Origin of the sequence: Pseudoalteromonas sp. K222D (assembly GCF_017653575.1) — a bacterium.
Classification (GTDB): domain Bacteria; phylum Pseudomonadota; class Gammaproteobacteria; order Enterobacterales; family Alteromonadaceae; genus Pseudoalteromonas; species Pseudoalteromonas nigrifaciens.
This window is the reverse complement of the sequence record NZ_JAGGDL010000011.1, coordinates 15025-41868: the sequence shown is the minus strand read 5'-3', so window position 1 is coordinate 41868 and position 26844 is coordinate 15025. Positions and strand designations below refer to the sequence as shown.

At 40.7% G+C, this 26844-nt stretch carries 26 protein-coding genes and 1 tRNA gene; 12 read left to right on the top strand and 15 right to left on the bottom strand.

The window, feature by feature from the left end; genetic code table 11:
• The first annotated feature begins 2 nt into the window (after positions 1 to 2).
• A tRNA-Asp gene (locus J5X91_RS07785) sits at positions 3 to 79 on the top strand.
• A 108-nt stretch (positions 80 to 187) separates the two neighbouring features.
• Here J5X91_RS07785 and J5X91_RS07780 read toward each other — a convergent pair.
• A complete protein-coding gene (locus J5X91_RS07780; protein WP_182678566.1) occupies positions 188 to 2128 on the bottom strand; it encodes a S9 family peptidase in 1941 nt (646 codons plus the stop codon).
• Between the two features lie 191 nt (positions 2129 to 2319).
• Positions 2320 to 4779, bottom strand: coding sequence for an acyl-CoA dehydrogenase FadE (fadE, locus tag J5X91_RS07775; RefSeq protein ID WP_208834354.1), 2460 nt, complete (start codon positions 4777 to 4779; stop codon positions 2320 to 2322).
• Between the two features lie 312 nt (positions 4780 to 5091).
• Between fadE and J5X91_RS07770 the strand changes: the two genes are divergently transcribed.
• Together J5X91_RS07770 and J5X91_RS07765 are read left to right on the top strand one after the other, a co-directional pair.
• On the top strand, positions 5092 to 5856 hold the full coding sequence (locus J5X91_RS07770) for a class II glutamine amidotransferase (RefSeq protein ID WP_011328617.1): 765 nt from the start codon (positions 5092 to 5094) through the stop codon (positions 5854 to 5856).
• A gap of 114 nt (positions 5857 to 5970) precedes the next feature.
• On the top strand, positions 5971 to 6405 hold the full coding sequence (locus tag J5X91_RS07765; protein WP_011328616.1) for a PACE efflux transporter: 435 nt from the start codon (positions 5971 to 5973) through the stop codon (positions 6403 to 6405).
• Between the two features lie 136 nt (positions 6406 to 6541).
• On the opposite strand, the gene J5X91_RS07760 is transcribed toward J5X91_RS07765, so the two are convergent.
• The 5 genes from J5X91_RS07760 to cmoA all read right to left on the bottom strand — a co-directional run bounded on the left by J5X91_RS07760 (position 6542) and on the right by cmoA (position 10892).
• On the bottom strand, positions 6542 to 7339 hold the full coding sequence (locus J5X91_RS07760; RefSeq protein WP_231613495.1) for a DUF3108 domain-containing protein: 798 nt from the start codon (positions 7337 to 7339) through the stop codon (positions 6542 to 6544).
• On the bottom strand, positions 7293 to 7940 hold the full coding sequence (gene purN, locus J5X91_RS07755; RefSeq protein WP_011328614.1) for a phosphoribosylglycinamide formyltransferase: 648 nt from the start codon (positions 7938 to 7940) through the stop codon (positions 7293 to 7295). The genes J5X91_RS07760 and purN overlap by 47 nt, the downstream gene beginning before the upstream one ends.
• Positions 7940 to 8992, bottom strand: coding sequence for a phosphoribosylformylglycinamidine cyclo-ligase (purM, locus tag J5X91_RS07750; RefSeq protein ID WP_011328613.1), 1053 nt, complete (start codon positions 8990 to 8992; stop codon positions 7940 to 7942). Before purM ends, purN begins: the two co-directional genes overlap by 1 nt.
• A gap of 189 nt (positions 8993 to 9181) precedes the next feature.
• The gene (gene cmoB / locus J5X91_RS07745) at positions 9182 to 10150 is read right to left on the bottom strand and encodes a tRNA 5-methoxyuridine(34)/uridine 5-oxyacetic acid(34) synthase CmoB (protein WP_182678564.1); all 969 of its coding nucleotides are present in this window, start codon (positions 10148 to 10150) and stop codon (positions 9182 to 9184) included.
• 16 nt (positions 10151 to 10166) lie between these two features.
• Positions 10167 to 10892, bottom strand: coding sequence for a carboxy-S-adenosyl-L-methionine synthase CmoA (gene cmoA / locus J5X91_RS07740; protein WP_011328611.1), 726 nt, complete (start codon positions 10890 to 10892; stop codon positions 10167 to 10169).
• A 116-nt stretch (positions 10893 to 11008) separates the two neighbouring features.
• On the opposite strand from cmoA, the gene J5X91_RS07735 reads away from it, so the two are divergent.
• A complete protein-coding gene (locus J5X91_RS07735) occupies positions 11009 to 11698 on the top strand; it encodes a DUF3334 family protein (RefSeq protein WP_011328610.1) in 690 nt (229 codons plus the stop codon).
• A 120-nt stretch (positions 11699 to 11818) separates the two neighbouring features.
• Here J5X91_RS07735 and J5X91_RS07730 read toward each other — a convergent pair whose 3' ends face one another.
• Positions 11819 to 13075: an adenylosuccinate synthase gene (locus J5X91_RS07730; RefSeq protein WP_208834353.1), complete on the bottom strand. Its 1257-nt coding sequence runs from the start codon at positions 13073 to 13075 to the stop codon at positions 11819 to 11821.
• A 121-nt stretch (positions 13076 to 13196) separates the two neighbouring features.
• Here J5X91_RS07730 and J5X91_RS07725 point away from each other — a divergent pair, with 121 nt between their 5' ends.
• Both J5X91_RS07725 and J5X91_RS07720 read left to right on the top strand, forming a co-directional pair.
• Entirely contained in the window at positions 13197 to 14099 is a 903-nt protein-coding gene (locus J5X91_RS07725; protein ID WP_208834352.1) for a LysR family transcriptional regulator, read from the top strand.
• A gap of 150 nt (positions 14100 to 14249) precedes the next feature.
• Positions 14250 to 15263 carry a DUF5924 family protein gene (locus tag J5X91_RS07720; protein ID WP_089368522.1) on the top strand — a complete coding sequence of 338 codons (1014 nt, stop codon included), beginning with the start codon at positions 14250 to 14252 and terminating at the stop codon, positions 15261 to 15263.
• 42 nt (positions 15264 to 15305) lie between these two features.
• Here the strand turns inward: J5X91_RS07720 and J5X91_RS07715 are convergent, their stop codons facing one another.
• Positions 15306 to 15806, bottom strand: a complete 501-nt coding sequence (locus J5X91_RS07715) for a YgjP-like metallopeptidase domain-containing protein (protein WP_011328606.1) — start codon at positions 15804 to 15806, stop codon at positions 15306 to 15308.
• A gap of 44 nt (positions 15807 to 15850) precedes the next feature.
• Entirely contained in the window at positions 15851 to 16699 is an 849-nt protein-coding gene (locus J5X91_RS07710; protein ID WP_011328605.1) for a DUF72 domain-containing protein, read from the bottom strand.
• 248 nt (positions 16700 to 16947) lie between these two features.
• Here J5X91_RS07710 and aspS point away from each other — a divergent pair, with 248 nt between their 5' ends.
• The 3 genes from aspS (at position 16948) to J5X91_RS07695 (ending at position 19697) form a co-directional block, all read left to right on the top strand.
• Positions 16948 to 18726 (top strand): aspartate--tRNA ligase, encoded by a 1779-nt coding sequence (aspS, locus tag J5X91_RS07705; protein ID WP_011328604.1) that lies wholly within the window; start codon positions 16948 to 16950, stop codon positions 18724 to 18726.
• A gap of 128 nt (positions 18727 to 18854) precedes the next feature.
• On the top strand, positions 18855 to 19085 hold the full coding sequence (locus J5X91_RS07700; protein ID WP_011328602.1) for a hypothetical protein: 231 nt from the start codon (positions 18855 to 18857) through the stop codon (positions 19083 to 19085).
• Positions 19086 to 19100: 15 nt separating this feature from the next.
• Positions 19101 to 19697, top strand: a complete 597-nt coding sequence (locus J5X91_RS07695) for a pentapeptide repeat-containing protein (RefSeq protein WP_011328601.1) — start codon at positions 19101 to 19103, stop codon at positions 19695 to 19697.
• 28 nt (positions 19698 to 19725) lie between these two features.
• On the opposite strand, the gene J5X91_RS07690 is transcribed toward J5X91_RS07695, so the two are convergent.
• Positions 19726 to 20049, bottom strand: coding sequence for a hypothetical protein (locus tag J5X91_RS07690; protein ID WP_011328600.1), 324 nt, complete (start codon positions 20047 to 20049; stop codon positions 19726 to 19728).
• A 146-nt stretch (positions 20050 to 20195) separates the two neighbouring features.
• On the bottom strand, positions 20196 to 21398 hold the full coding sequence (locus J5X91_RS07685) for a bifunctional alpha/beta hydrolase/OsmC family protein (RefSeq protein ID WP_086999221.1): 1203 nt from the start codon (positions 21396 to 21398) through the stop codon (positions 20196 to 20198).
• 276 nt (positions 21399 to 21674) lie between these two features.
• On the opposite strand from J5X91_RS07685, the gene J5X91_RS07680 reads away from it, so the two are divergent.
• Entirely contained in the window at positions 21675 to 22514 is an 840-nt protein-coding gene (locus J5X91_RS07680) for a 2OG-Fe(II) oxygenase family protein (protein WP_011328598.1), read from the top strand.
• Between the two features lie 51 nt (positions 22515 to 22565).
• On the opposite strand, the gene J5X91_RS07675 is transcribed toward J5X91_RS07680, so the two are convergent.
• Entirely contained in the window at positions 22566 to 22988 is a 423-nt protein-coding gene (locus J5X91_RS07675) for a DUF1801 domain-containing protein (protein ID WP_011328597.1), read from the bottom strand.
• 150 nt (positions 22989 to 23138) lie between these two features.
• Between J5X91_RS07675 and J5X91_RS07670 the strand changes: the two genes are divergently transcribed.
• A complete protein-coding gene (locus J5X91_RS07670) occupies positions 23139 to 24539 on the top strand; it encodes a DEAD/DEAH box helicase (protein ID WP_011328596.1) in 1401 nt (466 codons plus the stop codon).
• A gap of 104 nt (positions 24540 to 24643) precedes the next feature.
• Here J5X91_RS07670 and J5X91_RS07665 read toward each other — a convergent pair whose 3' ends face one another.
• Together J5X91_RS07665 and J5X91_RS07660 are read right to left on the bottom strand one after the other, a co-directional pair.
• The gene (locus J5X91_RS07665) at positions 24644 to 25387 is read right to left on the bottom strand and encodes a DUF3307 domain-containing protein (RefSeq protein WP_011328595.1); all 744 of its coding nucleotides are present in this window, start codon (positions 25385 to 25387) and stop codon (positions 24644 to 24646) included.
• Positions 25387 to 26010, bottom strand: a complete 624-nt coding sequence (locus J5X91_RS07660; RefSeq protein ID WP_041454486.1) for a hypothetical protein — start codon at positions 26008 to 26010, stop codon at positions 25387 to 25389. Before J5X91_RS07660 ends, J5X91_RS07665 begins: the two co-directional genes overlap by 1 nt.
• A gap of 150 nt (positions 26011 to 26160) precedes the next feature.
• Here J5X91_RS07660 and J5X91_RS07655 point away from each other — a divergent pair, with 150 nt between their 5' ends.
• Positions 26161 to 26664: an NYN domain-containing protein gene (locus tag J5X91_RS07655; RefSeq protein WP_086999215.1), complete on the top strand. Its 504-nt coding sequence runs from the start codon at positions 26161 to 26163 to the stop codon at positions 26662 to 26664.
• Positions 26665 to 26844: the final 180 nt, after the last annotated feature.

Here is a 26844-nt window from a genome sequence, read left to right as displayed (position 1 = left end):
CTGGAGTGGTAGTTCAGTTGGTTAGAATACCGGCCTGTCACGCCGGGGGTCGCGGGTTCGAGTCCCGTCCACTCCGCCACTTGTTATTTCCTCAATAACAAGTTGAATACAATCAAAATCATAAATTACATTTCTTAGCACATAAAAAAGCCCACAAAAATGCAGGCATAAATTAATCAGTGCAAACTTATTCAGCTTTTAAATACTGCTCTAAAAATTTCAAGTAAGCGTTTGATGCCGTGATCCGATTTTCTTTTTTGCTAAAACCATGACCTTCATCGTCAAACAATACATACTCAACTGGTACGCCATTGGCTTTAACTGCAGCGACAAGCTCATCACTTTCAACTTGTAACACGCGCGGATCGTTAGCGCCTTGAATAACCATAAGTGGCTTAATGATGTTTCTAGCGTGGAATAACGGTGAAATGGCGCGGTGACGATCACCGTCTGTTGCCGGATCGCCCATTTCGTCGTACAGCGACTTTTTAAAGCTCTCCCACCAAGGTGGAATAGAATTAAGTGTACGTACCCAGTTGGTTACTCCAAAAATATTAATCCCAACTTTAAACTCTTCGGGTTCAAAGGCAAGGGCTGCCGCGGTCATAAAGCCGCCATAGCTACCACCCATAATGCCAATTTTATCGGTATCGACCCACTCTAAGCTCTGTAAATGTTTTTTGCCGTATACAATATCTTGTAGGTCATCGGTGCCGTGCTTTTTATCATCTAAATGAAAAAAGGTTTTACCATAGCCCGAGCTGCCTCGATTATTAACTGCAAAAATGGCATAACCATGATTTACCAAATGCTGTTGCATCGCACTATAACCGGTACGGCTTTGTCCGCCTGGCCCACCGTGCACCCAAATTAACGCAGGCACTTTGTTGGTGCTACTCGCTTGCTTGGGTTTATATAAAACACCTGGTATTTCTAAACCATCAAAGCTCTTAAAGCGTACTATAGTGCTTTGCACTAAATCGTTTTGATTAATTTTTTTACTGAGGGTATTAGTTAATTGCTGCGTGTTATTACTGCCTACTTGCCATACAAATAAATTACTAGGTGCAGTGTCTGAATTTAAATAAAAGGCCATGCTTTGCTCATCAGCTGAAAAGCTCACACCCCGTAAATTACCTGCCGGTAGCTTAGGCATGGCAATTTCTTTATTCGTTTGCGTATCGATCACGGTTACTTTAGTGCTGGCATCGGCGTTCACACCACTTACCTGGTAGCGCCCCGACGTTGAGAAATAAATAAAGCTTACGTCCCAGTCATCGGCTAAAGCTGGGCTGTGCTCGCCAGAAGCTAGGTCATAACGCCACATCTGCGAAAACTCACCTTTAGCGTCTGTAGAGTAGTATAAGTATTTGTTATCGGCAGAGAAGGTTTCAGGGCTGTATTGAGCAGGTGTATGGTGTTTTGAAATTAACTGTGGCTTTAGTGTTTTAGTATAAGTATCTAAAATAAAGGTATCGCTGTCTTTGTTGCTATTACTTTTAGACAGCGCAATAAAACGACCATTTGGGCTTATTGCACCTACATTTAGTCCTAAAGTATTTTGATAAACAGGCGTTACTTTATAGGTTTTACTATTAACGCGATATAAATCCATAAACTTAGCATCACGCTGATTGCTGGTAATAAAAAATTGGCTGGCATTTTTAGTGAAGCCGGCAAAACTAGCACGGGTTTCATCCCCTGGGGTTAAGTCTTTTACTGTGCCGTCAGTTTCGCGTACATAAATATGAAAGCGTTCGTTACCGCCCGTGTCTTTTGTAAACAACACTCGCTCATCATTTGGAAAATAGCGGATAGGGTAGGTACTGTCGGTAAAATCGGTTAAGCGAGTTTTGCCGCCTGTTTGGACATTAACCTCATATAGGCTGTAAATGCCACTTTCATCACTACTGACTAAAATTTTATCGCCATGGGGTGAAAAGCTACTCCCCATAATTGAGGTGGTATCAAAAAATGTTTCAGCTGAGTAGGTGCTCAGTTCTTTTACATGCGCTTTAGAGCTGGTTAGCGGGGCTGTATATGAGGATGAGTTGGTTGATTCACTGCAACCAGAGAGCGCTAGGGTAACTGCGCATGTAATTATTGTAAGTTTAATAATTTGCTTCATTGTTACGTTCCTTCACTGTTGTTTTTATAACCCGAATTTAGGTTAAAGTATTTATAGCAGTTTTACCTGAACAGTTTTTAAACGCAATAAGCAGCTGGTTTTATGTACAACAAAAGTGTATCAAAATCTTACACATAAAAAAGCCAGCACATAATGTGCTGGCTTTTATAACTTAAAAGTAGATGCTGGGCTTATTTAGCGGCATCAGTTTTTTTAGGTTTATTATTACGAGCTGCTTTACCAGCGAGTAAATCAGCAGGATCAAAGTCGTCAACGTTTATAACGTCTAAACGAGCTTGTTCTACAGCTGCTAACTTGTCAGCTTCTGCTTGGCTTAAAATACCAGCCTCAAGACCCATTTGCGCTACTTTATCAAGCTGAAAGAATGGCAGTTTAAGGCCTTTTTCTTTACATACACGGTCAAATAATGGCTCAACTTCAAGTACGTCTTTAAGCGTTTGCTCTTGACGGCCTACAAGGTTAAGCGGCTCATTTGTTAAATACACATAGCTTGCCAAACGATTACGCGTTTCGCTAGGTACTTGTAGTATTTGCGCTAATTTGTGTTCAAGTTGGTCGGTAGGTTTACGAACCGGACGGCCAAACGGGAATAACAATACTTTTAATACGCCACGCAGTGGAGCAGAAGGCATGTTATTAATTAAATCAGCAAGTGCGCGTTGACAATGATACAGGTGATCTTGACAGCTCCACTGTACTAACGGGAAGTCTTCTTTTTTACGGCCTTCGTCGTTATAACGTTTAAGCGTTGCAGACACTAAGTATAGGTAGCTTAGTAAGTCACCTAAGCGAGCAGAAATACGCTCTTTACGTTTTAGTGAGCCACCAAATACTGCCATGCTAATGTCAGACATAAGTGCAAGTGATGCACTAAAGCGCGACGCTATACGGTAAAACTCAGCGGTTTCGTCTTTGTACGGCACACTTGTAAAACGAGCACCCGTTAACGCGAGCCATTTAGTGCGCACAAGGTTAGACATGGTAAAGCCAATGTGACCCATTAATGCTTTATCAAATACGTTTAGCGCTTCTTCACGGTCTTCAATTTCGCACGCACCTAGTTCGGTAAGTACAAACGGGTGACAGCGAATTGCACCTTGACCATAAATAATCATATTACGGGTCAAAATGTTGGCACCTTCAACGGTAATCGCAATAGGTGCACCTTGATAACCACGGCCTAAATAGTTATTTGGCCCAAGCATGATGCCCTTACCGCCAAGTACGTCCATGGCGTGCAGGGTAGAGTCACGCATTTGTTCTGTAAGGTGGTATTTAATAATAGCCGAAACAACCGAAGGTTTTTCGCCTAAATCTACCGCACCGGTAGACATGCTTACTGCAGCATCAGAGCTATATGCATAACCAGCAAGTTTTGCTAACGACTCTTCAACGCCTTCCATTTTACCAATAGGTAAGCGGAACTGGCGACGAATACGGCTGTAGGCACCGGTTGCAACAGCAATCATTTTAATGCCACCGGCTGAGTTTGACGGCAATGTAATTGCACGGCCAACCGATAAACACTCAACCAGCATACGCCAGCCTTGGCCTGCCATATCTGGCCCACCAATAATGTAATCAAGCGGTACGAATATATCTTTACCCTGCGTAGGACCATTTTGAAACGGCACATTAAGCGGGAAGTGGCGACGACCAATTTTAACCCCTGGAGTATCGGTTGGAATAAGTGCACAGGTAATGCCAGGCTCTTTATTATCACCAATTAAACCATCAGGATCTTGTAATTTAAATGCAAGCCCTAGTACCGTAGCCACAGGTGCAAGCGTAATATAACGCTTGTTCCATGTAAGGCTAACACCTACAACTTCTTCACCTTTCCATTGTCCTTTACACACTACACCGTAGTCTGGAATTGAGCTTGCATCAGAACCTGCTTCTGGCGAGGTTAATGCAAAACATGGAATTTCTTGGCCACTGGCAAGGCGCGGTAAGTAATGGTCTTTTTGCTCTTTTGTTCCATAGTGCTGGAGTAATTCACCAGGGCCTAATGAGTTTGGTACGCCAACAATTGACGAAAGTAAGGTTGATTTACTGGTTAGCTTTTGTAGTACGCACGACTGTGCAAATGCTGAGAACTGTAAACCGCCATATTCTTTTTTGATGATCATGGCAAAAAATTTGTTATCTTTTAGGTATTGCCATACATCTTGAGGAAGATCGGTAAGTTCGTGTGTTGCTTCCCAGTCATCGAGCATACTACACACTACTTCAACAGGGCCATCGATAAATGCTTGTTCTTCAATAGTTAGCTTAGGCACTGGATATTGGTGTAACTTTTTCCAATCTGGGTTACCACAAAATAAATCAGCTTCCCACCATGTTGTACCGGCATCAATGGCTGACTTTTCAGTATCAGACATGCTAGGCGTTACTTTTTTAAACATAGTAAAAAGAGGCTTAACAATATATTGCTGGCGAATACCAGTAACAGAGAGAGGCACCGCTATAATTAAAAATATTATCCAACTAATTAAACCAAAAGCACCCGCAAAGGTACCAATTAATAATGTTGCAATAGAAACACCAAGTGCGGTGTTCCAACTTGCTCTGTGGTAAACCGCTGCGCTGAGCAGTGCGATTAAACCGAGTGTAAATATGAGTGTCATTGCTAATTCCTTATTAGAGGTCAGACCACCTTAGTTAGAGTAGCGTTAGTAACGCTAAGTTTCAAGTACCTTACGTAGTTAAATTTTAATCGAAATAACCGTAAAAAAGCAGCTCATTTAATAGAGTCAGCGTTAATAAAGTAAGTTACAGCTTTAGTCTATGCATTCATAGCGACAAAAAAAATTTAATCTAATAGTAAAATGTTATTTTTTAAGTAAATATAGACGCCCGTACACACAACTAAATAGTGTACGCTTAATATAAAAATATAACGTTATTTATTAATACGTGGTTTAAAGGTTATTTATTTTATGTGTGAATTGCTTGGCATGTCGGCGAATGTGCCTACAGATATTTGTTTTAGTTTTTCGGGGCTGCTGGAGCGCGGCGGTAATACTGGGCCACATAGAGATGGGTGGGGTATTACATTTTACGAAGGCAAAGGCTGCAGAACCTTTAAAGATCCGCAGCCGAGCTACCAGTCAGAAATAGCGAAGTTAGTTAAAGCATACCCGATTAAAAGTGTGTCAGTTATTAGCCATATTCGCCAAGGTAACCGCGGTAAAGTATGCCTTGAAAACACACACCCGTTTACGCGTGAACTGTGGGGGCGCGAAATTACTTATGCGCATAACGGCCAGTTATCTAATTACCATGATTTAAAGCCTGATCATTACCGACCTGTTGGCGATACTGACAGCGAGTTGGCTTTTTGCTGGCTGCTGGATCAAATACGCACTAAGTACCCAAATAAGCCAGAGGATATGGCATCGGTATTTCGTTATGCAGCAACGCTTTCGCATACACTGCGTGAAAAGGGCGTTTTTAATATGCTGCTGACCGATGGCGTATTTGTTTTAGCTTACTGTACCAATAACTTACATTACATAACTCGCCGTGCGCCCTTTGGAAAAGCGACCTTGATTGATGCTGACATGGTGGTTGATTTTAACGAAGAAACCACGCCCAACGATATTGTTAGTGTTATAGCAACAAAACCACTGACTAACGACGAGCGCTGGAAAAAAATGCAGCCGGGTGAGTTTGTATTATTCAAGATGGGTGAATTGATTTAAGCTTGTTTTTTGCCTTTAGCGCTTAGTTGAGAGGCAAACAACTGTCGTAGTAAAGTAGACGCGGGCTTTTATATTGAGCTGACCCAGTACATTATTTATTATCGGAATTATATTATGACTCCTAAAAAACGCCGTATTCTACAAGCTGTGTTGTATGAATTATTTGCCATTGCTTTTGTTGGCCCTATTATAAGTTTTATGTTTGATAAATCAGCCACTTCGGCGATAGGCCTCGCTTTTGTATTATCCAGCGTAGCACTTAGCTGGAACTATGTATTTAATGCGTTATTTGAGCGCTGGGAGTCCCAGCAAACAATAAAAGGTCGCTCATTCAATCGTCGCTTATTACACGGAATTGGCTTTGAAGGTGGCCTTGTTTTAATTTTAGTGCCGGTTATGGCGCTGTGGTTGAAAATTTCAGTGCTTAGTGCGTTTATAGCGAACCTTGGATTTTTTATATTCTTTTTTGTTTATGCAATTGTTTTTACATGGGCGTTCGATCGAGTTTTTGGCTTGCCAGCTTCTGCGCAGCAGCAAAGTGAAGCATAATAAAGCTTAACTTTTAGATTTAATCGCGAAAAAAACGTATAAAAAAAGCGCGATTTGCATCGCGCTTTATATAAACTAATAGTAATAAAGATATAAACTAATAGTAATAAAGCCATTTGTAGCTAAAAATAATTGCTTACTCTGGGCTTGTTACTTTTTTAATATCAGCAGGTGGGGCAATGACAGGTGTTGTCACGGTAAATGAGTTTATTTGCACTTCAAATTGTTCCATTCCTTTTTCACCTTTCCACATACGCACTAACATGTAATCCATTTCTGGTGCAAACCAAGCAAGTGCTTGGCGTTTGTCGTTATCGTATAAGCGTTTTACTTTAATTGCTTCTACGTTGCCGATAGGTAATGAAATCATCTCTGTTGCAACAACTTCAAAATTGTAGTCGCGGCGATTACCTTTTTTATCGATTAATGGGAATGAAAAACTGGTTTCGCCTTTTTTCAAACCTTCGCGCACTTGTACCTGATACGAAATAGCATCTTGAAAGTCATCGGTCCATTCGCATTCAAGCGGGTATTCGCTGCGACTACTGTTAACTACTTTTTTTTGTGCGTCAAAATCAATGTTGTAATCTTTATCAGGACCAGTGCCGGTACGGATCATTGAATAATGATGCGGGCTTACTTTGCCATCTTTAAAGGTAAATTTAGAGGTTTCCTGGCGTGAGTCAGAAAAAATCATCCACTCAATATTGCTGTGATAGGTTAACTCGTAGTTATCGTCACTTATCTTTTTGAGTTCACGCACGGCTTCACCATGATTTTTACCTTTGCGTAAAATATCATACTTAGCTTCGTACTGTGTCAATTCGCCGGCAATAAGGCTAGTTGGGAGTAAAGTGCCCACACATAATAGCAGGGCACTTATTTTTTTATTGTGGGTACTGCGCGCCGTGTGCAGGAAGTTTTGTTTCGTCAAGAACTGCATAATCTGCTTCCATAGTTAGTCTGTGTTCACTGAACCACTTGACCACCAAAGGATAAATTATATGCTCTTGTTCGTGCACGCGTTTTGCTAGTGTGTCTGCTGTATCATCCTTGAGTACAGGTACTTTTGCCTGAAGTATAACCGGACCTCCGTCTAGCTCTTCAGTTACAAAATGAACACTTACGCCATGAACATCATCATTTGCATCAATTGCTCTTTGGTGGGTATTCAGCCCCTGGTACTTAGGCAACAAAGATGGATGAATGTTCAACATTTTTCCAATATATTTTTGCACCAAGTTAGGAGTAAGAATACGCATAAACCCAGCTAATACAACTAGATTCGGTATAAAAGAGTCAATGATGCTCATTAACTGTGTATCGTAGGCCTCGCGCGAGTCAAAATCTTTATGACTCAGCACTTGTGTAGCAATGCCTGCTTGCTTAGCACGTTCAAGGCCATAAGCGTCTGCTTTGTTACTAATAACAGCCGCTATTTGCGCATTTATCTCGCCACTTTCACAGGCATCAATAATGGCTTGTAAATTAGAGCCACCGCCTGAAATTAAAACTACAAGACGAGTGGGTGCCATTACTTAGCACCACCTACAATTTCAACTTGCTCTTCGCCAGGCGCTGCGTCTTGAATTTCACCAAGGTGCCATGCGTTTTCGCCCAAGTCTTTTAGCATGCTCAAACTTTGCTCAAGTTTGTCGGCTGGAACAACTAATACCATGCCTACACCACAGTTAAATGTGCGGTACATTTCATGCGTAGTAATGTTACCGTTTTCTTGTAACCAGTTAAAAATAGGTGGCCACTGCCAGCTATCGCCTTTTACTACTGCTTTTGCAGAGGCAGGTAATACGCGTGGGATATTTTCCCAAAAGCCGCCACCGGTAATGTGCGAAAGCGCGTGTACGTCAACGTGCTTGAATAACTCAAGCAGTGGTTTAACGTAAATGCGAGTAGGTTCAAGCAATGTTTCGCCTAATGTTTTGCCTTCAAAATCAGCGCTTGTATCTGCGTTAGATACTTCAAGTACTTTGCGAATTAGTGAGAAACCATTTGAATGCGGACCACTTGAAGCAAGGGCAATAAGTTGATCGCCCGCGGCTACTTTAGTGCCATCAATAATTTTTGATTTTTCTACAACACCGGTACAAAAACCAGCCATATCGTAGTCTTCGCCGTCGTACATACCAGGCATTTCTGCGGTTTCGCCACCAATAAGGGCACAGCCAGAAATTTCACAGCCTTTACCAATGCCGGTTACTACGTCTGCGGCAGTGTCTACGTCTAGCTTACCTGTTGCATAGTAATCTAGGAAAAACAGCGGTTCAGCACCTTGAACAATTAAATCGTTTACACACATAGCGACCAAGTCGATACCGACAGTGTCGTGCTTTTTAAGATCGATAGCTAAACGTAACTTAGTACCCACACCATCAGTGCCGGCAACTAATACTGGTTGCTTATAACCTGCTGGAATTTCGCAAAGTGCGCCAAAACCACCAATACCGCCCATTACTTCAGGACGACGAGTTTTTTTAACCACACCTTTAATACGCTCAACAAGTGCATTACCAGCGTCGATATCTACGCCCGCGTCTTTATAGCTTAGAGACTGTTTTTGTTCGCTCACAGGTTTTCCTCAAAATAGTTGTTTTGGGTTGCTTAGAAACGCGCGTATTTTACAACAATTGCGTAACCGCGGCTAGCGTAAATATAGTATTGAAATAATTAACAGGACACTTGTCCGCTAATTGCTGGCTAAATAAACAAAAAAACGCCCGTAGGCGTTTTTTATTGTTTGCTGATGTTGCCGTTAACGCTATGCTTTAGCAGTTAAAATAGCACGTAGTGGTGCTGGGTAACCTTCAATGGTTTTACTGGTGTCGTTTGGATCTAAAAAGTCGACTAACGATTCGTTTTCCATCCAAGCTGTTTTGCGTTGCTCATCTAGCGTAGTAATTGCGCAGTCTTTAATTTGTACGTTTTTAAAGCCCACGCGCTCCATCCACAGTTTTAATGCCGCAGTGCTTGGAATAAACCATACATTACGCATTTTTGCATAGCGATCAGTGGGTACAAGCACTGTATTTTCGTCGCCTTCAATGACTAAGGTTTCTAGTACCAGCTCGCCACCGGGGCGCAGTTGTGCTTTTAATTGCGCTAAAAAGTCGATAGGCGAGCGACGGTGATAAAGTACCCCCATCGAAAATACCGTATCAAATGCTTTTAACTCGGGTAGTGCCTCAACACCCAGTGGTAATAAGTGTACGTTTTCGTCGGGATTAAAGTGTTTTATAGCTTGAAACTGACACAAAAATAAGTCAGAAGGGTCAATGCCTACTACAAACTGAGCGCCTTCACCACGCATACGCCATAAATGATAGCCCGAGCCGCAGCCAATATCTAACACTGTGCGGCCTTTGAGTGGCTCAATATGTGGAAGCAGGCGATCCCATTTCCAATCGCTGCGCCACTCTGTATCTATTTCAATACCGTGAACACTAAATGGGCCTTTGCGCCATGGCATCATGCGCTTTAACAAATGTAGGGTTTGTTTTTGCTCACCATCGGTCATTTCACCCGGAGTGCCAATTTTTACCTGAGTAGTAATATCAACATGTTGAGTTTTAACCTCAGGTAAATTTTTAAGCACTTTTTGCCACTGTGGTAAGTCGCCATGACTTGCCTCTAACTGCCAGTGTTTTAATTGCGCAGGCAGAGTTTCTAGCCAGTGACTAAGTGGGCTTTGTGCAATAGCAGCGTAAAATTGGTTAAACCATTGAGACATAAATTACTTACTCTCTTTATTTAATTGCGATCATTGAGCAAAAATTAAAACATTGGTACCACGCCTGAGTTTGGCTAAAGCCAATGTCTTTTAAGCGGGTAAAGTGCGTGCTTAGCGTATCTGGGCGCATTACGTTTTCAATAGCGGTGCGCTTTTGACTTATTTCAAGCTCCGAATACCCATTATGGCGTTTAAAGTCGTGGTGTAGGTCAATTAGTAAATTATCGCACAGCTCGTTTTCGGCTTTTATTTTTTCGCTCAGCAGCAATACACCGCCGGGTTTTAAGTTGGCGTATATTTTTTCAAGGACTGCTTGGCGCTGTGCATGCGGAATAAACTGCAGCGTAAAGTTCATTGCCACCACTGAAGCATTTTGAATTTCAAGCTCGTTAATGTCTCCTAAAGTAACGGTAACCGGTACTTCTGACTTAAAACCTTGTAAATGTACCTTACAACGCTCAACCATAGCTTGTGAGTTATCGACTGCAATAATATGGCAGTTATCGGTGCGAATATTACGGCGCATACTTAATGTAACCGCGCCCAGCGAGCAGCCTAAATCGTAAAGGTTAGAGTTACTTTGCGCATACTCACCGGCAAGTTTACCCATAGTACTTACTATAGTGGCGTAACCCGGCACAGAGCGCTGGATCATATCAGGAAAAACTTCGACTACGTTTTGATCAAAACTAAAGTCTTTAACTTGTTGCTCAGAGGCATAAATACTGTCTTTAATGGTCACGAAGCCAGTCTCTTTGAAAATAATGGCGCTATTTTAACATTTTATGCTGGATAGTCAGTGATAAATTAAGTAGCTTGGCTAGAATAATGAAAAATAAGTATAAATGAGACTATTAAATGAGCAAAAGTAAAGTTATTAGCACCGATGATATATTGGCAACCCTTTGTCACTCGGTTACAGGGGTACTCACATCGGCCAGTGGCAATAGTGTTAGTTACTCCGCTATGGTGCAAAAAATTACTCGTACTTGTATGCGCCCAGATATTGGCTGTTTTGTGTTATTTGATGGTGGCTTTACTGGCCTAGTAATTACTAATTTCACATCGCAAGCGGCAATGGAAATTTATGGCGATTACATGCGTAACATGGGTATGCCCGAGGAAGAAATAGCACATAGTCATTTGTCTGACGATGTATCCAACGTATTAGGCGAGCTAATGAACCAAATAGTTGGTGACTTTACCTCTAAAGTACGCGAGCAATTACATACCTCTATTACCCAAAATCAGCCAAAAATGATGGCAATTAATAAACAGGTACAAATTTCTGTAGATACCACAATGGATCGCCCACAAGCGCGCCGCGTAACGTTTACCACCAGTAAGCAAAATATATTTTATTTAGAGCTGGCAATGGATAAAACTGAGTTTATTAAATTACACGACTTTGACATTGTCGAAGCAATAGATCCCGACGACATCATCGAAAACGAAGCAAAACAAAAAGCAGAAAAAGCCAAGGCTAAAGCTGAAAAAGAAGCAGAAGATAGTGATGATGACGACTTTATGGCAGGGCTAGGGCTGTAAGAATAAGTTAAAATAATTATGTGGTTAAGGTCATAAAATCAGCCACGCGCAGTGTGACCTTTATTAATAACTGTTGGGTTACATGCAAACCCAACAGTTATTTAAACACAATAGCGCTATTTAGCGAATAATCATCTGTTCGCGCTCAGGACCAACAGACACCATAGTTATTGGTACGCCCATTAACGCTTCAATGCGCTCAACGTATTGTTGCGCTGCAATTGGTAGACTGTCGAAGGTACGACAACCGGTAATGTCTTCATCCCAAGGTTGCATATTTTCATATACAGGGCTTAATGCAGCTGTTTGTGGCCAAATTGGGTTTTCGCTATGATCGCCGTCATAGGCAACACAGATTTTTAAATCTTTCATACCCGATAAACAATCAATTTTGGTTAAAGCAATTTCGGTTGCAGCTTGTAGCTCAACACCATTGCGCGTGGCAACTGCATCAAAGTAGCCCATGTCCCGTGGGCGGCCAGTTACTGCGCCATATTCGTTAGCGCTTTTACGAAAATTGTCTTGCTCTTCCATCGCTGTAACTAAAGTACCCGTACCTACTGATGAGCTAAACGACTTTGCTACCGCAACAACACGTTCAGGACGAAGCGCTGGTAAACCGCTGCCTATGCCTGCATAAGCAGCAGTTACGTTTGAAGAGGTAGTGTAAGGGTATTCGCCATAGACTAAATCGCGACCTGCACCTAACTGAGCTTCAAATAATAAATTAGCATTTTGTTTTTGTAGTGCTTTTAACGGCTCTGTTACATTACAAATAAATGCACGCCAAGGCGCGGTAACATCGAGTAACCACTGCGTCATTTCTTCAGCTGTTTGCGAAAAATCACAACTTGGATATAAGGCTTTTAGCTGTGGCATTTTCCAATCAAGCATAAATTGAATACGCTCTAGTAAAACGTCAGGCTGATTTAACCAACCCACTAAAATGCCTTTTTTCATTACTCGGTCGCCATACGCTGGCGAAATACCTTGGCGAGTCGAGCCGTAAGCAGCGTCGCCTAAACGTAATTCTTCAAGGGTGTCTTCAAGGGCATGTAAAGGCAGACATAAAGTGGCACGATCAGAAATACACAGCTTTACATTAACGCCAGCGGCTTTAACTTCGGCTATTTCTTCACTTAAGGCGCTAGGGCTTATTACCATGCCAGGGCCAAGTACTGCTATGCAATCAGGATTAAAAATACCGCTAGGTAATTGGTGTAGTTTAAAGGTGCCAAAATCATTCACAACGGTATGACCGGCGTTATTACCACCTTGAAAGCGAATGCTTGCTGATGCGTTCTCAGCTAAAAAATCTACGATGCGGCCTTTGCCTTCATCACCCCAGTTTGCACCTACAACAACAATTGACGGCATAATTTAATCTCCAAATTGAACAAGCTGATATGATATGCGGGCTGTTAAAATAAGAGAAATTAATTATAATTATGATATCAATAAGGATTCCATATGGCGTGTGCAATATTAAGGAAGTGAGATGTTAGATATTCATTGGTTAAAAACCTTTGTTACATTAGCAGAGCTAAAGCACTTTGGTAAAACGGCAAGTGCACTGCACATGACGCAACCTAATGTGAGCTTGCATATTAAGCAGTTAGAAAAAATGACGCGGGTAAAGTTAATCGAGCGTAACCCCTTTTGTTTAACCCAAGCGGGTTTGCGTTTATTACAGTCGGGGCAAAAAACCTTATGGGAATTGAAGGTATGTCAGTCTGATCTAAATGCAATAAATAACTTAAGCCAAGGCACACTCACCATTGCAGCTAGTGATATTATTTCTCGCTTGTTACTCATAGAGCCTTTTCAGCTGTTTAAAACCCAGTTCCCGGGGATTGATTTTACCTTGCTTAATACCACCTCGTCACAGGCATCGGCGCTGGTTAAAAGTGCAGAAGCCGATTTAGGCTTTGTTATTGCTCAAAAAGAAAGTGAGCCACTGCATTTTAGTGAACTCCAACAGATAAAGTGGTGTGCGCTGGGAAATAATTTAGCGTTATGGCAGCAAGCAAAAAACGATGAAAGTATGGTACTCACTGAGCCGCCAACATTAATTTTATTAGGCCACGATACCCGCACCCGAGAGTTATTAGATAATGCGCTACCGTCTTTAAATTTACCGAGTTATCGGGTTATGGAAGTGGGCAGTGTTGATGCACAAATTGATTGGGCAGAAGCTGGTTTTGGTGTGGCAATTGTTCCTGAGTTTTCGCTGCGCTCTAAAGCTAATTTAACCAATACAGTAACGGCTTTACCGCAATTCCCAACCACCAGTTTAGGTTATATAGTGCGGCAAAATCAGGTGCTATCTAAGGCAATAAAACAATTATTACACTGGGTAAATGGAGAGATTTCGCGCACCCATTTAAAACAACCAAAATAGTCATCACTTAATATTACTACCGATTATTATATTGTTAATAAGCTGAGGGGTTTATGCTATTTATGTGTTGTTCAGGTAATTTCTTTAAGATAAAGCGCTTATGTTTTTTTAAGCGCTTTAGCATGCACACTTGTACGGACCCAAAATTAGATGGACTATTTTAAAAGTTTAATAACAAAATTTATAATCGCAATGCAACAGCGGCCGGGATTATTAGCGGTAATAGCATTTTGCTCTGGTGTGGCAAGTTATGTGTTAGTTGAGCGAAAAGAATCGTTTTCGCAATTTATTGCCATATTTTTGCTAGTGAGCTGGGTATGGTTAATTATTGATAACTGGTTGCGCGATAAAGTAGAGCAAAGATTTGGTGTCGCGGTATCGCCCAACTTTATGCGCTTTGCTTTACAAATGGTGCAACAAGAAAGCCTGTTTTTTGCTTTGCCATTTTTTTTAGCGGTAACGCAGTGGGATCACCCGCAAGCTATTTTTACCGCGCTAATGATAATGTGTGCAGTCATATCGGTAATTGATCCTTTGTATTATAAAAAGTTAGCAAAAAATCGCATGTTATTTGCGGTGTTTCATAACTTTGCATTGTTTGTCGTTATATTGGTTACTTTGCCTATTTTATTTAATGTAACCACTAGCCAAAGCTTAGCAATTGCTTTGGTTACTGCTGTTATTTTTACCCTCCCCAGTTTAGGCAACTTAATGCCTAATACCCGCTGGTGGCGATTTCCTTTATTGGTAGTGATTTTGTGTATATTGAGTGCTGGCTTATGGCAACTACGTAGCTGGGTGCCGCCAGCGGCTTTGCGCTTAACCGATATTACTTTATCGCACGAGGTTGATTTAGAGCAACGCCAACCTATTGGTAATATTAAGCAATTAGACTCTTATTCACTACATCATCAGGGGTTATATACGTGGACTGCTGTTAAAGCGCCCAGAGGATTAAATGAAAAAATATTTCATGTGTGGCTATACAACAATAAAGAAGTAGATCGGATCACACTAAATATAAGTGGTGGGCGAGAGCAAGGTTATAGAGCGTGGACCCATAAAGTAAATTTCCCAACTGATTCTGTCGGTAAATGGCAGGTGCAAGTAGTAACAGAATCGGGGCAACTTATAGGTTTAACTAAATTTACAGTTTTGCCTTAGCTAATGTGCATTTACTAGCGCGTTTACGGCAATTTAATTAGCTCATTTTAAGTAAGGATTATTGCCTTGCTCTACAGCCACGCAAAAAATGCGTAAATCAAGCTCTAGCTGGTGGTAACTTGGCTCCATGTGACAACAAAGTTTATAAAAACTTTTGTTATGGTCTTTTTCTTTAAAATGAGCGAGCTCGTGTACCACTAAGGCTTTTAATAACGGCTCGGGAGCGCGCAGTAAATCACTGTTGATGGCCAAATCGTGCTTGCGAGTTTTACCTTGCATACGATAGGTGTGCGTGCCAAGTGCATTAGTGACCATGTCGCCTTGCTTTTTAAATGCGGCGCGACCAAACGGCGGGGCATTTTTTAAATACTGTTTTTTAAGCTCTGTGGCGTAGCTAAAAAGTGCTTTGTCGCTGGTAATATTATGTGCCTGCGGATACTTTTTAAGTAAGTAGTTACTTACTTTATCATTGCTGATTAGATTTAATACTTGCTCAACAATGTTTGCAGGGTAGCCGGTAAAATAACGTGCGTATTCACTCATGTTGCTCTCTAAGTTCTATCATTTTATTTGTTGTAAGTGGTTATTTAAAACAGTGCTTGCTGGTGGGCTTCTGCCTCGCCGCTAAATGGATTTAGTACCTTGTGGTTATAACCTAGGTCCTTACAAAACTGCCTTGCTAATAATGGTGCTTCTCGGTTGTCTGCGGTATGAAAAAATACATAGGGCGTTTTTCCTTCATCAAGCCACTGTTTTACTTTACTAAGCCAAGGCTTATAAAAGGTTTTATATTCACTTTGTAAATTAGCAATAACAAAACGTGCCATGGGTTGCTCACTTGTAGCAATAGCATGCACGGGCAGATGCGGCTTTTTTTGTTGTGCATCAATCAGCGCTTCTGTATTCGCTTTAACTGCAAATAGGGCGCGGGTATCCATGGCTATACGGTTTATGTTATTTGCCATTAATAATTGATTAAGCGCTATTTCGGCTTCACCCTTTTGAAAAAATGCCGGATGGCGAACTTCTACCCCGAAGTTTAGCTCTTTGGGTAATAGGCTAATAAATTGCGCTAACTTGGGTAAATCATTAGGGCCAAAGGCACTTGGCAGCTGCAGCATAATTTGCCCAGTTTTCTCTAAAATTGGTGCAAATAAGTTAAGCCAAGCGGTTAGCTCGTTGTGTACATTAGTCAGCTTTAGCTCATGGCTAAAGCGCCGATGAAACTTAAAGGTAAATTTAAAATCGTCGGGTACACTGTTTGCCCAGCGTAAAAGAGTACTTGGGGATGGGTCGGCGTAAAAGCTGGTATTTCCCTCTACAGAGTTAAAATGTTGCGCGTATTGGCTTAGCATATCGGTATTTTTACATTGGCTCGAAAATAAATTGCCTTTCCACGCATTGCTTGACCACTGTGGGCACCCAATATATAGCATACAAACTAACGCCTAATTATAAAGTAGCTATAGTGTATCAAATAATAAAATATGCTGCTTTAAATCCGATGCAAAAAACGACACCCGCCCTAGTATCTTCATATCACTTGCGTATAATACAGGGCTTAATTTGATTATTTTGAATTGCAAGCGGTGTTATTTTTATATTCGTATTTATAAAAAAGATTTACCCTACTTAAAACGAATGTTTTTTGACCGTTGCACGCCTTTTATCTGACAGGAAAACTATGCGCTCTATATACTGCGGACAGCTAAATAAAACTCACGTAGATCAAGAAGTTGAACTATGTGGCTGGATCAACAAACGACGTGACCTTGGTGGACTTATCTTTGTCGATTTACGCGATAGAGAAGGTTTAGTACAAGTTGTATTCGATTCTGACATTGAAGAGTTAATGAGTTCAGCTAACACGCTTCGCCAAGAATTTTGTGTGCAGTTAAAAGGTATTGTACGTGCACGCCCAGATAGCCAAGTAAATAAAGACATGCCTACAGGCGAAATCGAAATATTAGGCACTGAGCTTAATATTATTAACCGCTCTGAGCCATTACCACTTGATTTTAACCAAGTGAACTCTGAAGAGCGTCGTTTAAAATACCGCTACCTAGACCTACGTCGCTTAGAAATGAGCGACCGCATTAAGTTACGCGCTAAAGCAAGCAGCTTTGTGCGTCGTTTTTTAGATGAAAACGGCTTTTTAGACATAGAAACACCCGTACTTACCAAAGCAACGCCAGAGGGCGCGCGCGATTACTTAGTACCGAGTCGTGTTCACAAAGGTAGTTTTTACGCATTACCGCAGTCGCCGCAGTTATTTAAGCAATTGTTGATGATGTCGGGTTTTGACCGTTACTACCAAATTGTAAAATGTTTCCGTGATGAAGATTTACGTGCCGATCGCCAACCTGAGTTTACTCAAATAGATATTGAAACCTCGTTCATGAGCTCTGATCAAGTACGTGGTATGACTGAAAAAATGATCCGCGAAATGTGGCAAACATTGCTAAATGTAGATTTAGGCGATTTTCCAATTATGCCTTACAGCGAAGCAATGAGCTTATACGGTTCAGATAAGCCTGATTTACGTAATCCAATGAAGCTTGTTGATATTGCCGATTTAGTTAAAGACGTAGAGTTTAATGTTTTCTCAGGCCCTGCAAATGACGAAAAAGGCCGTGTTGCGGTATTAACTGTACCAGGTGGTGCTAAGCTTTCGCGTAAACAACTTGACGATTACACTAAGTTTATTGGTATTTACGGCGCAAAAGGCATGGCGTGGATGAAAGTAAACGATCACACTGCGGGCGCAGAAGGCGTGCAGTCACCAGTAGCTAAGTTTTTAACTGCAGATGTAATTACTCAGTTACTTGAGCGTACTAATGCACAGTCGGGCGATATTATTTTATTTGGTGCCGATAAGCGCAACACAGTAAATGAAGCAATGGGCGCACTGCGCGTTAAAATTGGTATTGATTTAGAAATCACTAACCTTGATAGCTGGGCACCACTTTGGGTTGTAGACTTCCCAATGTTTGAAGAAGATGACGAAGGTACGCTGCACGCTGTACATCATCCATTTACTGCGCCAAAAGACATGAGCGCAAGTGAACTTGAAGCAAACCCTGCGGCTGCTATTTCAGATGCGTACGATATGGTATTAAACGGCTACGAAGTAGGTGGCGGTTCGGTACGTATTCATAATGCTGATATGCAAGAAGCTGCGTTTAGAATTTTAGGTATTAATGAGCAAGAGCAACAAGACAAGTTTGGCTTTTTACTTGACGCACTTAAATACGGTACGCCACCACATGCTGGTTTAGCTTTTGGCCTTGACCGTTTAGCTATGTTGCTTTGTGGTACTGATAACATTCGTGACGTTATTGCGTTCCCTAAAACTACGCAGGCGTCGTGTTTATTAACCAATGCGCCAAGTAAGCCTAATGCTGATTCGTTAGCAGAACTTGCAATTAGCGTAGTAGAAAAAGCGGTACTAAGCGCAGAGTAAATTATTTTTACAGTGTTTTGTAAATATGCGTTAGATAATTAAAAATTAAACCCTTAAGTGTAGGCTTAAGGGTTTTTTTATGGTTAAATTTAGTACTGCAATAATCATACAGATGAAAAGGAATTCTTATGTCAGTTAACATCACTCTTTTTGGCGAGTTTATCGCTTTTTTTATACTTTTATTAGTGCCTATTTTTGCTTTTATTAGTTATAAATTAGGTAAACGAAAAAGTACTAATCCAGGTGTCATTGCTTTTGTTGGTGGCTGTTTATCGCTAATTTTACCTCTGGGTTTAATATTTATAGCGATACTCGCGCTGAAAAAAGATCTCCCTAAAAAAGCTCAATTTGCGCGTTAAGGTAATATTCAAACCGTGTCTATAGAAAATAATAATCACTATTTTGATCAACAATTTACAGCATTAGCACTGACAGAGCAGGTTTTTGAGAATATAGAGTTTGAAGACTGTACTTTTACAGATTGCGACTTTTCAAATGGCCAATTTAAACACTGCCGTTTTATAGAATGCAGCTTTAAAAAATGCAATTTAGCATCACTAAAATGGGGTTATAGCTCACTCGAAAATGTTGACTTTAGTCATTGTAAATTAAACAGTATACAGTGGAGTGATATAAACTGGCCGCAGCTTAGTGTTAATGCTGCTGTGAGTTTTAGTCACTGTGAGCTTAGCCACAGTTCTTTTTTTGAACTAACTCTAAAAGCACTTAAACTAACAGATTGCTTTGCAAAAAATGTAGACTTTAGGCACGCAAATTTAGCTAAGAGTAAATTTAGCGGTACTGATTTTCGTGATAGCGAGTTTTTTCAAACTAATTTAAGTCAGTGCGACTTTGTTGGTGCCACGCAATTTAATATCGATTTAAATAGCAACCAAATAACCAAGGCTAAATTTGAGCGTTTTGAAGCGTTGAATTTACTCAGCGGATTAGGTGTGGAGCTGGTGGATTAGCCGTTATTACACGGCTAATTAAGCTTTTTTAACAGCTAGGGCCATTTTTATTACGTGCACTTGCAAGCACTCTGGCTATTTCAAGCAACGCTGGCGAAATATCGGTTGCGCCATCTTTAATTAGCTTAGTTACATCACCCGACGAATATAAGCTATCGCGAGACGATTTAATGCCTAAACCACGTACATAGTCTTTGGTTTTACCCGTGCTGCCGGTTTCAATAAACTTAAAAATAATGCGTTCGTTATCACTTTTAGGTTCCGCTTTTAATACTTCAATTTCGTCTTTATAGGCTTCGATTCGGCTTTGTAAAATTTCAATTCGTTCTGCAATGGTGTTATATGATTTCATGGATGGATTCTTTTGCTAAAAATATTGGAACAATGACGGTTATTATCGCACACATTTAAAATAATTAATTATTTAGCTTAACAAGATGAAAAAATAGCGCAGCTTTAACTGCGCTATTTTATATACAGAATTAAAATTATTATACGTTACTCTACCAATTCACTTATCACCAGTGGGTTATTGTGCAGGGTTTTATGCACTGGGCATTTATTAGCTATTTCGAGTAAGCGCGCGCGTTGCTCGGGGGTTAAATCGCCCGTTAAGGTGATTTTACGCGTAATAGCTTCAACACCTTGGGTTTGCTCTGCGTCACCGTCTTGCTTTTTATAATCGCGAGTGTGCTCAAGCTCAACTTTGACATGCTCCAACGGTAACTTTTTATGACTCGCATACATGCGCAGTGTCATAGAGGTACACGCGCCAAGCCCCGCGAGTAAATGCTCATATGGATCTGGGCCTAAGTTATGGCCACCTGCTTTTAGTGGCTCATCGGCAAGCCAGGTATGCTCTTTGGTGCTTACGTGCTGAGTAAATACATGGTCTTTTTCTTCTACTAATACGCTGCCATTATTTAATTTAGCCGTATATTTAGTTTTATCGTAATTTACATAACGATTAGCCCAGGTGGCAATAATATCTGCTGCGTAGTCGGCATCGTTTTTATTAGTAAGTAAGTGATCGGCGTTATCTAGGCTAATAAAGCTTTTAGGATGCTTAGCTGATGCGTAAATTTTTTCGGCTTCGCTAATATTTACAGTCGCGTCAATAGGGGAGTGCATTACTAATAATGCGCGCTTAAGTTTACTTATGTGGCTTTTATCGTACTTAGCTATATCGTCTATAAATTGTTTTTTAATAGTGAACTCGCGGCCCGCTAAATTTACTTTAGCTTCGCCAGCTGCGTTAATTTCATCTAGGTGGGCTTTAAAGTTGTGGGCTACGTGTTGTGCATCTGACGGCGCACCTATGGTAGTAATTGCCGATACTTCTGGTATGTGCTCTGCAGCGGCCAGCACTGCTGCTCCACCTAAGCTGTGGCCTATAAGTAGCTGCGGCGCACCAAAATGTTCACGCAGGTGATTAGCGGCCGCTACTAAGTCTTGAATATTAGATGAGAAATTACTATTGGCAAAATCGCCATCGCTATTACCTAAGCCGGTAAAATCAAATCGTAATACTGCAATCCCTTGTTGTGTGAGTGCACGGCTGATACGTGTTGCCGCCGCTATATCTTTGCCACAGGTAAAACAGTGTGCGAATAGGGCGTAAAATTTAATTTCACCAGAGGGCAGTTCAAGTTGTCCTGCCAATTTTAAATCACCACTTTTAAAAGATACTTTTTGTCGCATGAGAAGCCTTAATACTTAAATTTAAGTACAAAATAATAAACATTACTATCATAGTTCAGAGATAGGTGCGAAGTGATGTTATTTCAATCTTTATTTATAATTTGATTAAGATCAACTCGATTGCTCACCTAGTCAAGGTGCGGACATATGTCCTTATGATTTTAGGGCTGTTTGTCTATCCTCACGGTGGTAATAATACAGGCTTTGCTGCTTAAATAGAGTAATCTACCTCTATAATGTAAATGATCTCTCACAACCTATTCACTGGAATGTACAATGCAATTACCTACTGTTGATTATAAAGCGGACAATGCGGCTGCTCAATTTGTTGAATCATTAAGAAATACCGGCTTTGGGGTATTAAAAAACCATCCAATTCCGCAATCTTTAGTTGAGTCTATTTATAAAAATTGGCAAGACTTTTTTAACTCAGAGCAAAAGCAGGACTTTTTATTTTCTAAAGACACCCAAGATGGCTATTTTCCGCCTTCGGTATCTGAAGTGGCAAAAGGTTGTAAAGTTAAAGACATTAAAGAGTATTTCCATGTTTATCCTAAAGGCCGTGTACCTGCCCAGTTAGAAGCAGACATACGTGAGTACTATCGTTTAGCTAATGAGTTTGCAGCAACGCTTTTAAGTTGGGTACAAGCAGAAGCACCAGCAGATGTGCGTGCTAAATTTTCGATTGACTTAAAAGATATGATTGCTAATTCTGAGCAAACATTGCTGCGTATTTTACATTACCCACCAATGACCGGCGATGAAGAGCCTGGTGCTATTCGTGCAGCTGCGCATGGCGATATTAACTTGCTAACTGTATTACCTGCTTCTAATGAACCGGGTTTACAAGTTAAAAATACCGAAGGCGGTTGGTTAGATGTTCCTTCTGATTTTGGTTGCTTGATCATTAATATTGGTGACATGCTACAAGAAGCGTCGGGTGGTTATTTCCCTTCAACAATTCATCGGGTAATTAACCCAACAGGTAAAGCGTCTAGTAAGTCGCGTATTTCATTACCACTATTTTTACACCCTCGCCCAGATGTGGTGTTATCAGAGCGCTATACTGCTGATAGTTACTTGCAAGAGCGTTTACGTGAGCTTGGCGTTAAGTAACTAGTAAATATCGCGATATAAAAAAACGGCTTTTTAGCCGTTTTTTGCGTTTTATAACTGCGGGTAGCGCTGCTGCATAATGTTGAGTGACCTTGTAATAATCTGCGCGAGTATCGTTAAATCCACTTTAGCTAGGTTTGTAATATATAAACAGCTTTTACCTAAACTGTGCTTTCCTAACTGGTTAAGTAGGGTTTTAATCGTCTCATCTTCAAAGCCGGGCATTATATAAATACACAGCTTGGTTTTACGCGGGGAAAAGCCAGTGAGTGGCCATTTTTCACTGCTGCCAGAGTTATGTTTATAGGTGTAGTGGCCAAAGCCAATAATATCCTTACCCCATACAACGGCTTGCTCATTAGTGACTTTTGTAAATAGGGCGAGTAATGTTTTCGCCTCATCTTCCCGCTTAGTCTCTACATTATGTAAACACTCAACTAAAGTTATTTGGTTTGCTTGGGTTTTTAAGCTCATAAGTAACTCTTTAATTTATTTTTAGCGGTAGTTAATAGTAGCAAAAAATGAGTACTAAAAGTTGGATGTGAATATTTTTATGCAATATTGCAGGTTATAGGTATAATGCGCGCAACTGGCTAGTTTAGCCTTATTTAAAAGAGAGTTTATATGAGTTTTGAAGGTTTAGGTTTATCACAGTCTTTAGTTAATGCGGTTTTAGAGAAGGGCTATGAAACGCCAACGCCAATTCAGGCTCAAGCAATTCCGGCGATTATTGAGCGTCGTGATGTGATGGCAGCAGCGCAAACAGGAACAGGTAAAACAGCGGGTTTTACACTGCCACTTATTGAGCGTTTGTCTAGCGGTCCTAAAGCTAAAAGTAACCATGTGCGTGCACTTATTTTAACGCCAACACGTGAGCTTGCTTTGCAAGTTAGTGAAAATGTTGAAGAGTACGCAAAGCATTCAAATGTAAGCTCGTTTGTAGTTTACGGTGGCGTTAAAATTAACCCACAAATGCAGCGTTTGCGCAAAGGGGTTGATATTTTAGTGGCAACTCCGGGGCGCCTAATCGATTTACATAATCAAAATGCGGTTAAGTTTGATAGTGTTGAAGTATTAGTTCTTGACGAAGCTGATCGCATGCTCGACATGGGCTTTATTCATGATATTAAACGCCTGATTGCAAAAATGCCTGCAAAACGTCAAAACTTAATGTTTTCGGCAACGTTTTCTGACGAAATTCGTGCACTGGCAAAAGGGTTGATAAACGATCCGGTTGAAATTTCTGTTGCTGCAAAAAACACCACAGCTAAAAGCGTTACTCAGTGTGTTTACGCGGTAGATAAACCACGTAAAACAGCGTTATTAAGCCACCTAATTCGTACTAACGATTGGCAGCAAGTATTAGTATTTAGCCGTACTAAGCACGGTGCAAACCGCTTAGTTAAACAACTAGAGCGCGATGATATTGTTGGCGCGGCTATTCATGGCAATAAATCGCAAGGCGCACGTGTTAAAGCCCTTGATGGCTTTAAAAGCGGTGAAGTACGTGTGTTAGTTGCAACCGATATTGTTGCCCGTGGTTTAGATATTGTGGAGCTTCCACACGTTGTTAACTACGACTTACCAAACGTATACGAAGATTATGTGCATCGAATTGGCCGTACTGGCCGCGCCGGTGCATCGGGCCATGCAATTTCGTTTGTAACCACGGAAGATGCAGTGGATTTATACGGCATTGAACGCTTTATTGGTGAGCTTATTCCTCGTGCTACCGAAGAAGGTTTTGAGCCGGTTAACCCAGTACCAGAGCGCGACTTAGATGCGCGTCCAATCGCTCCTAAAAAAGCTAAAAAGACCAATCAGCCATTTAATAAGCCTAAATCTGACAGCAGCAAGCCAAATAATAAAAAGCCTAATAATGGCGGAAACGGTACGGGTGCGCGCAGAGGCGGTTCTAAAAAGCCAGTAGCTAAAACGGATGATAAAGCGCAAAGCCCATGGGCAAAACGCGAATCTGTTGGTGGTAATACTCAGCGCCGTCGTCGTCCAAGTAACAACGATTAATAATACTTTTAAACGCTGATACAAAAAACGCGCTTACTTGCTTTACAAGTAGCGCGTTTTTTAATGGGGATTTTTTAGTGTGTATGCTTTGCTATTATTACAGGCTAGCTGATTAAGTAATTAATTCCTAATCCTACAAATAAGGTAACACTTACGCTAAGTAGTGTGCCTAGCATTACATATTCGGTGAGCTTTTTATCTTTACTGGCACTTAAATCGCCAAATCTAAATACAGATTTAGCGGCAATTAAAAACCCTAGCCCTGCAAACTGATCTAATAAGATAAACGTCAGCATCAGTACTCTTTCAAGCATGCCAATACTTTGTCCAGCTAAGGGCAGGCTACCATCACTTGAAAAGTGGTTGGTTATACGCTCTAACATCATTCTTATAAATACGGCACTGGGATTTAAAATAATGAGGTAACCAGCTATAACCCACAGCGCTTTTGAGTTGGTTAATAGCGCCATTACACTGTTAGTAAACTGCAGATTGTCAGTTAGCCAAATACTTATCGCAATAATAATGATGATATGTGCAATTTGGTCGAATAAAAAAGGCACTACGCCTTTATTAGAGTACGATTTTGCAATATCAATAAAGTAGTGGCTAATCACGATAATACTGGTGGCAAGAAATACGCTACTCAGTTGTTGCCAGCCAAAGGTATACTCCCAAAGCGTAATAATTAGTGCGCTAGTCACGCCGTGAACTAATACATGGTAGTAAAGTTTTTTTGCTTTAAAGTGGCGGGTGTTTCTGTCGTTTACCCAGCTCATGGGTTGCCAGTAAAAATCGGCGAGTAGGTGGCCAATAATAAGGGCAACGAGTAAGAGTGAAAATGCCATTATTTACTTCCTGCGATTATTTTTTGGATACATTGCTGAGTGTATTTAATAAAACGCTCTATTAGTTGGTAATGCGCTAAATTAAGCAATTTAGTAACATTCTCCCGGCTTGTTTTTAGCTCTTTAGCTACAGCGGCATGGCTGTTGTCGGCTTTAGTTAAGTACACATACAAGGCATTGGCCTGCTTTAGCGTAATTTTAGTGAGTAACACATCTACAAAGGCTAGATTAAGGCTTAAGCTCTCATCGAGTTGTTGCTCTGCAATATTAATAATAAAGCGTTGATTGGCTATTTTATCTAGCCCTTGCCCAGAGAGGGTAAAGGCAGAGCCGGTTGCGGTTTTTATATCGCTGCGCGGATTATCTATTTTCCCTAAAGCCATACTTTGGCGTAGTTCATACCCCGATGCTTTTAAGTGTAAATACACTAAAATAGCGGTTTTAAATAATTGCTCTGGGTTGTTTAACTGTAATTGAAAGGCATCGCCTCGGTATATATTCCAATGAGTGCGCTGTGTGGTAATACTTCTTAGGCTTTGCTCTAGCTGATAAAGCATGGCATCGTACTGCTGCTGAGGAATAGTTTGCGATTTAATAATGTCGCCGCTGATCACACCAATCATATGAGCCTCGAAATAGTTACTTTTTAAAATGTAACCTAAATTGGTTACATGGAGTTAAGTAACCAATTTAGGTTACTTAAATAAAAAATGCAAGGTACACTTATTTTAATAGCACCACGCCATTACTATAAATCCTGATTAGGAAATTAAATGACTTCACAACACGAGCTGCAAAATACCAAACCCCGTGTAGGTATTTTTGTCGATGTACAAAATATTTATTACACTTGCCGTGAAAGTTACGGAAAAAACTTTGATTACAACGCATTTTGGCGAGTTATGGCGCAGCAATATAATATTGAATGTGCGTTTGCTTATGCAATTTACCGAGGGGATGAAAAACAAAGCCAGTTTCAAAATATTTTGCGTGCAATTGGTTTTGAGGTAAAACTTAAGCCATTTATTCAACGCCGCGATGGCAGTGCCAAAGGCGACTGGGATGTGGGTATAACCATTGATATGCTTGAGCATGGTAAAAACCTTGATAAAGTTATTTTACTCTCTGGTGATGGCGACTTTGCTTTATTGTTGGGGCATTTAAAAAGCCAATATAATGTTCCGTGTGATGTATATGGCGCTGATAGGTTAACCGCAGAGGCATTAAAACAAAGTGCTGAGCAATTTCATTTAATCGACAATACATTTTTGCTTTAAATCAAGGTTTACTAAATAGCCAAAAAATAACACTCACATAGGCTATTAGCCCCTGCAACATGAGACTTTTTAATACTGCAGTGTTATATAGCAATTAAGCCTATTTTAGGCTTTTTTTATCGCGCTAATAAATTGGGTTTACTAAAGGGTTATGGTAATTTTAAAACATAACGTGTACCT

Excerpts from the sequence above, each read along its gene's own strand:
- J5X91_RS07780 (WP_182678566.1), bottom strand. The coding sequence starts at position 2,128 with ATGAAGCAAATTATTAAACTTACAATAATTACATGCGCAGTTACCCTA.
- fadE (WP_208834354.1), bottom strand. The coding sequence starts at position 4,779 with ATGACACTCATATTTACACTCGGTTTAATCGCACTGCTCAGCGCAGCG.
- J5X91_RS07770 (WP_011328617.1), top strand. The coding sequence starts at position 5,092 with ATGTGTGAATTGCTTGGCATGTCGGCGAATGTGCCTACAGATATTTGT.
- J5X91_RS07765 (WP_011328616.1), top strand. The coding sequence starts at position 5,971 with ATGACTCCTAAAAAACGCCGTATTCTACAAGCTGTGTTGTATGAATTA.
- purN (WP_011328614.1), bottom strand. The coding sequence starts at position 7,940 with ATGGCACCCACTCGTCTTGTAGTTTTAATTTCAGGCGGTGGCTCTAAT.
- cmoB (WP_182678564.1), bottom strand. The coding sequence starts at position 10,150 with ATGTCTCAATGGTTTAACCAATTTTACGCTGCTATTGCACAAAGCCCA.
- J5X91_RS07735 (WP_011328610.1), top strand. The coding sequence starts at position 11,009 with ATGAGCAAAAGTAAAGTTATTAGCACCGATGATATATTGGCAACCCTT.
- J5X91_RS07730 (WP_208834353.1), bottom strand. The coding sequence starts at position 13,075 with ATGCCGTCAATTGTTGTTGTAGGTGCAAACTGGGGTGATGAAGGCAAA.
- J5X91_RS07725 (WP_208834352.1), top strand. The coding sequence starts at position 13,197 with ATGTTAGATATTCATTGGTTAAAAACCTTTGTTACATTAGCAGAGCTA.
- J5X91_RS07720 (WP_089368522.1), top strand. The coding sequence starts at position 14,250 with ATGGACTATTTTAAAAGTTTAATAACAAAATTTATAATCGCAATGCAA.
- J5X91_RS07715 (WP_011328606.1), bottom strand. The coding sequence starts at position 15,806 with ATGAGTGAATACGCACGTTATTTTACCGGCTACCCTGCAAACATTGTT.
- J5X91_RS07710 (WP_011328605.1), bottom strand. The coding sequence starts at position 16,699 with ATGCTATATATTGGGTGCCCACAGTGGTCAAGCAATGCGTGGAAAGGC.
- aspS (WP_011328604.1), top strand. The coding sequence starts at position 16,948 with ATGCGCTCTATATACTGCGGACAGCTAAATAAAACTCACGTAGATCAA.
- J5X91_RS07700 (WP_011328602.1), top strand. The coding sequence starts at position 18,855 with ATGTCAGTTAACATCACTCTTTTTGGCGAGTTTATCGCTTTTTTTATA.
- J5X91_RS07690 (WP_011328600.1), bottom strand. The coding sequence starts at position 20,049 with ATGAAATCATATAACACCATTGCAGAACGAATTGAAATTTTACAAAGC.
- J5X91_RS07685 (WP_086999221.1), bottom strand. The coding sequence starts at position 21,398 with ATGCGACAAAAAGTATCTTTTAAAAGTGGTGATTTAAAATTGGCAGGA.
- J5X91_RS07680 (WP_011328598.1), top strand. The coding sequence starts at position 21,675 with ATGCAATTACCTACTGTTGATTATAAAGCGGACAATGCGGCTGCTCAA.
- J5X91_RS07675 (WP_011328597.1), bottom strand. The coding sequence starts at position 22,988 with ATGAGCTTAAAAACCCAAGCAAACCAAATAACTTTAGTTGAGTGTTTA.
- J5X91_RS07670 (WP_011328596.1), top strand. The coding sequence starts at position 23,139 with ATGAGTTTTGAAGGTTTAGGTTTATCACAGTCTTTAGTTAATGCGGTT.
- J5X91_RS07665 (WP_011328595.1), bottom strand. The coding sequence starts at position 25,387 with ATGGCATTTTCACTCTTACTCGTTGCCCTTATTATTGGCCACCTACTC.
- J5X91_RS07660 (WP_041454486.1), bottom strand. The coding sequence starts at position 26,010 with ATGATTGGTGTGATCAGCGGCGACATTATTAAATCGCAAACTATTCCT.
- J5X91_RS07655 (WP_086999215.1), top strand. The coding sequence starts at position 26,161 with ATGACTTCACAACACGAGCTGCAAAATACCAAACCCCGTGTAGGTATT.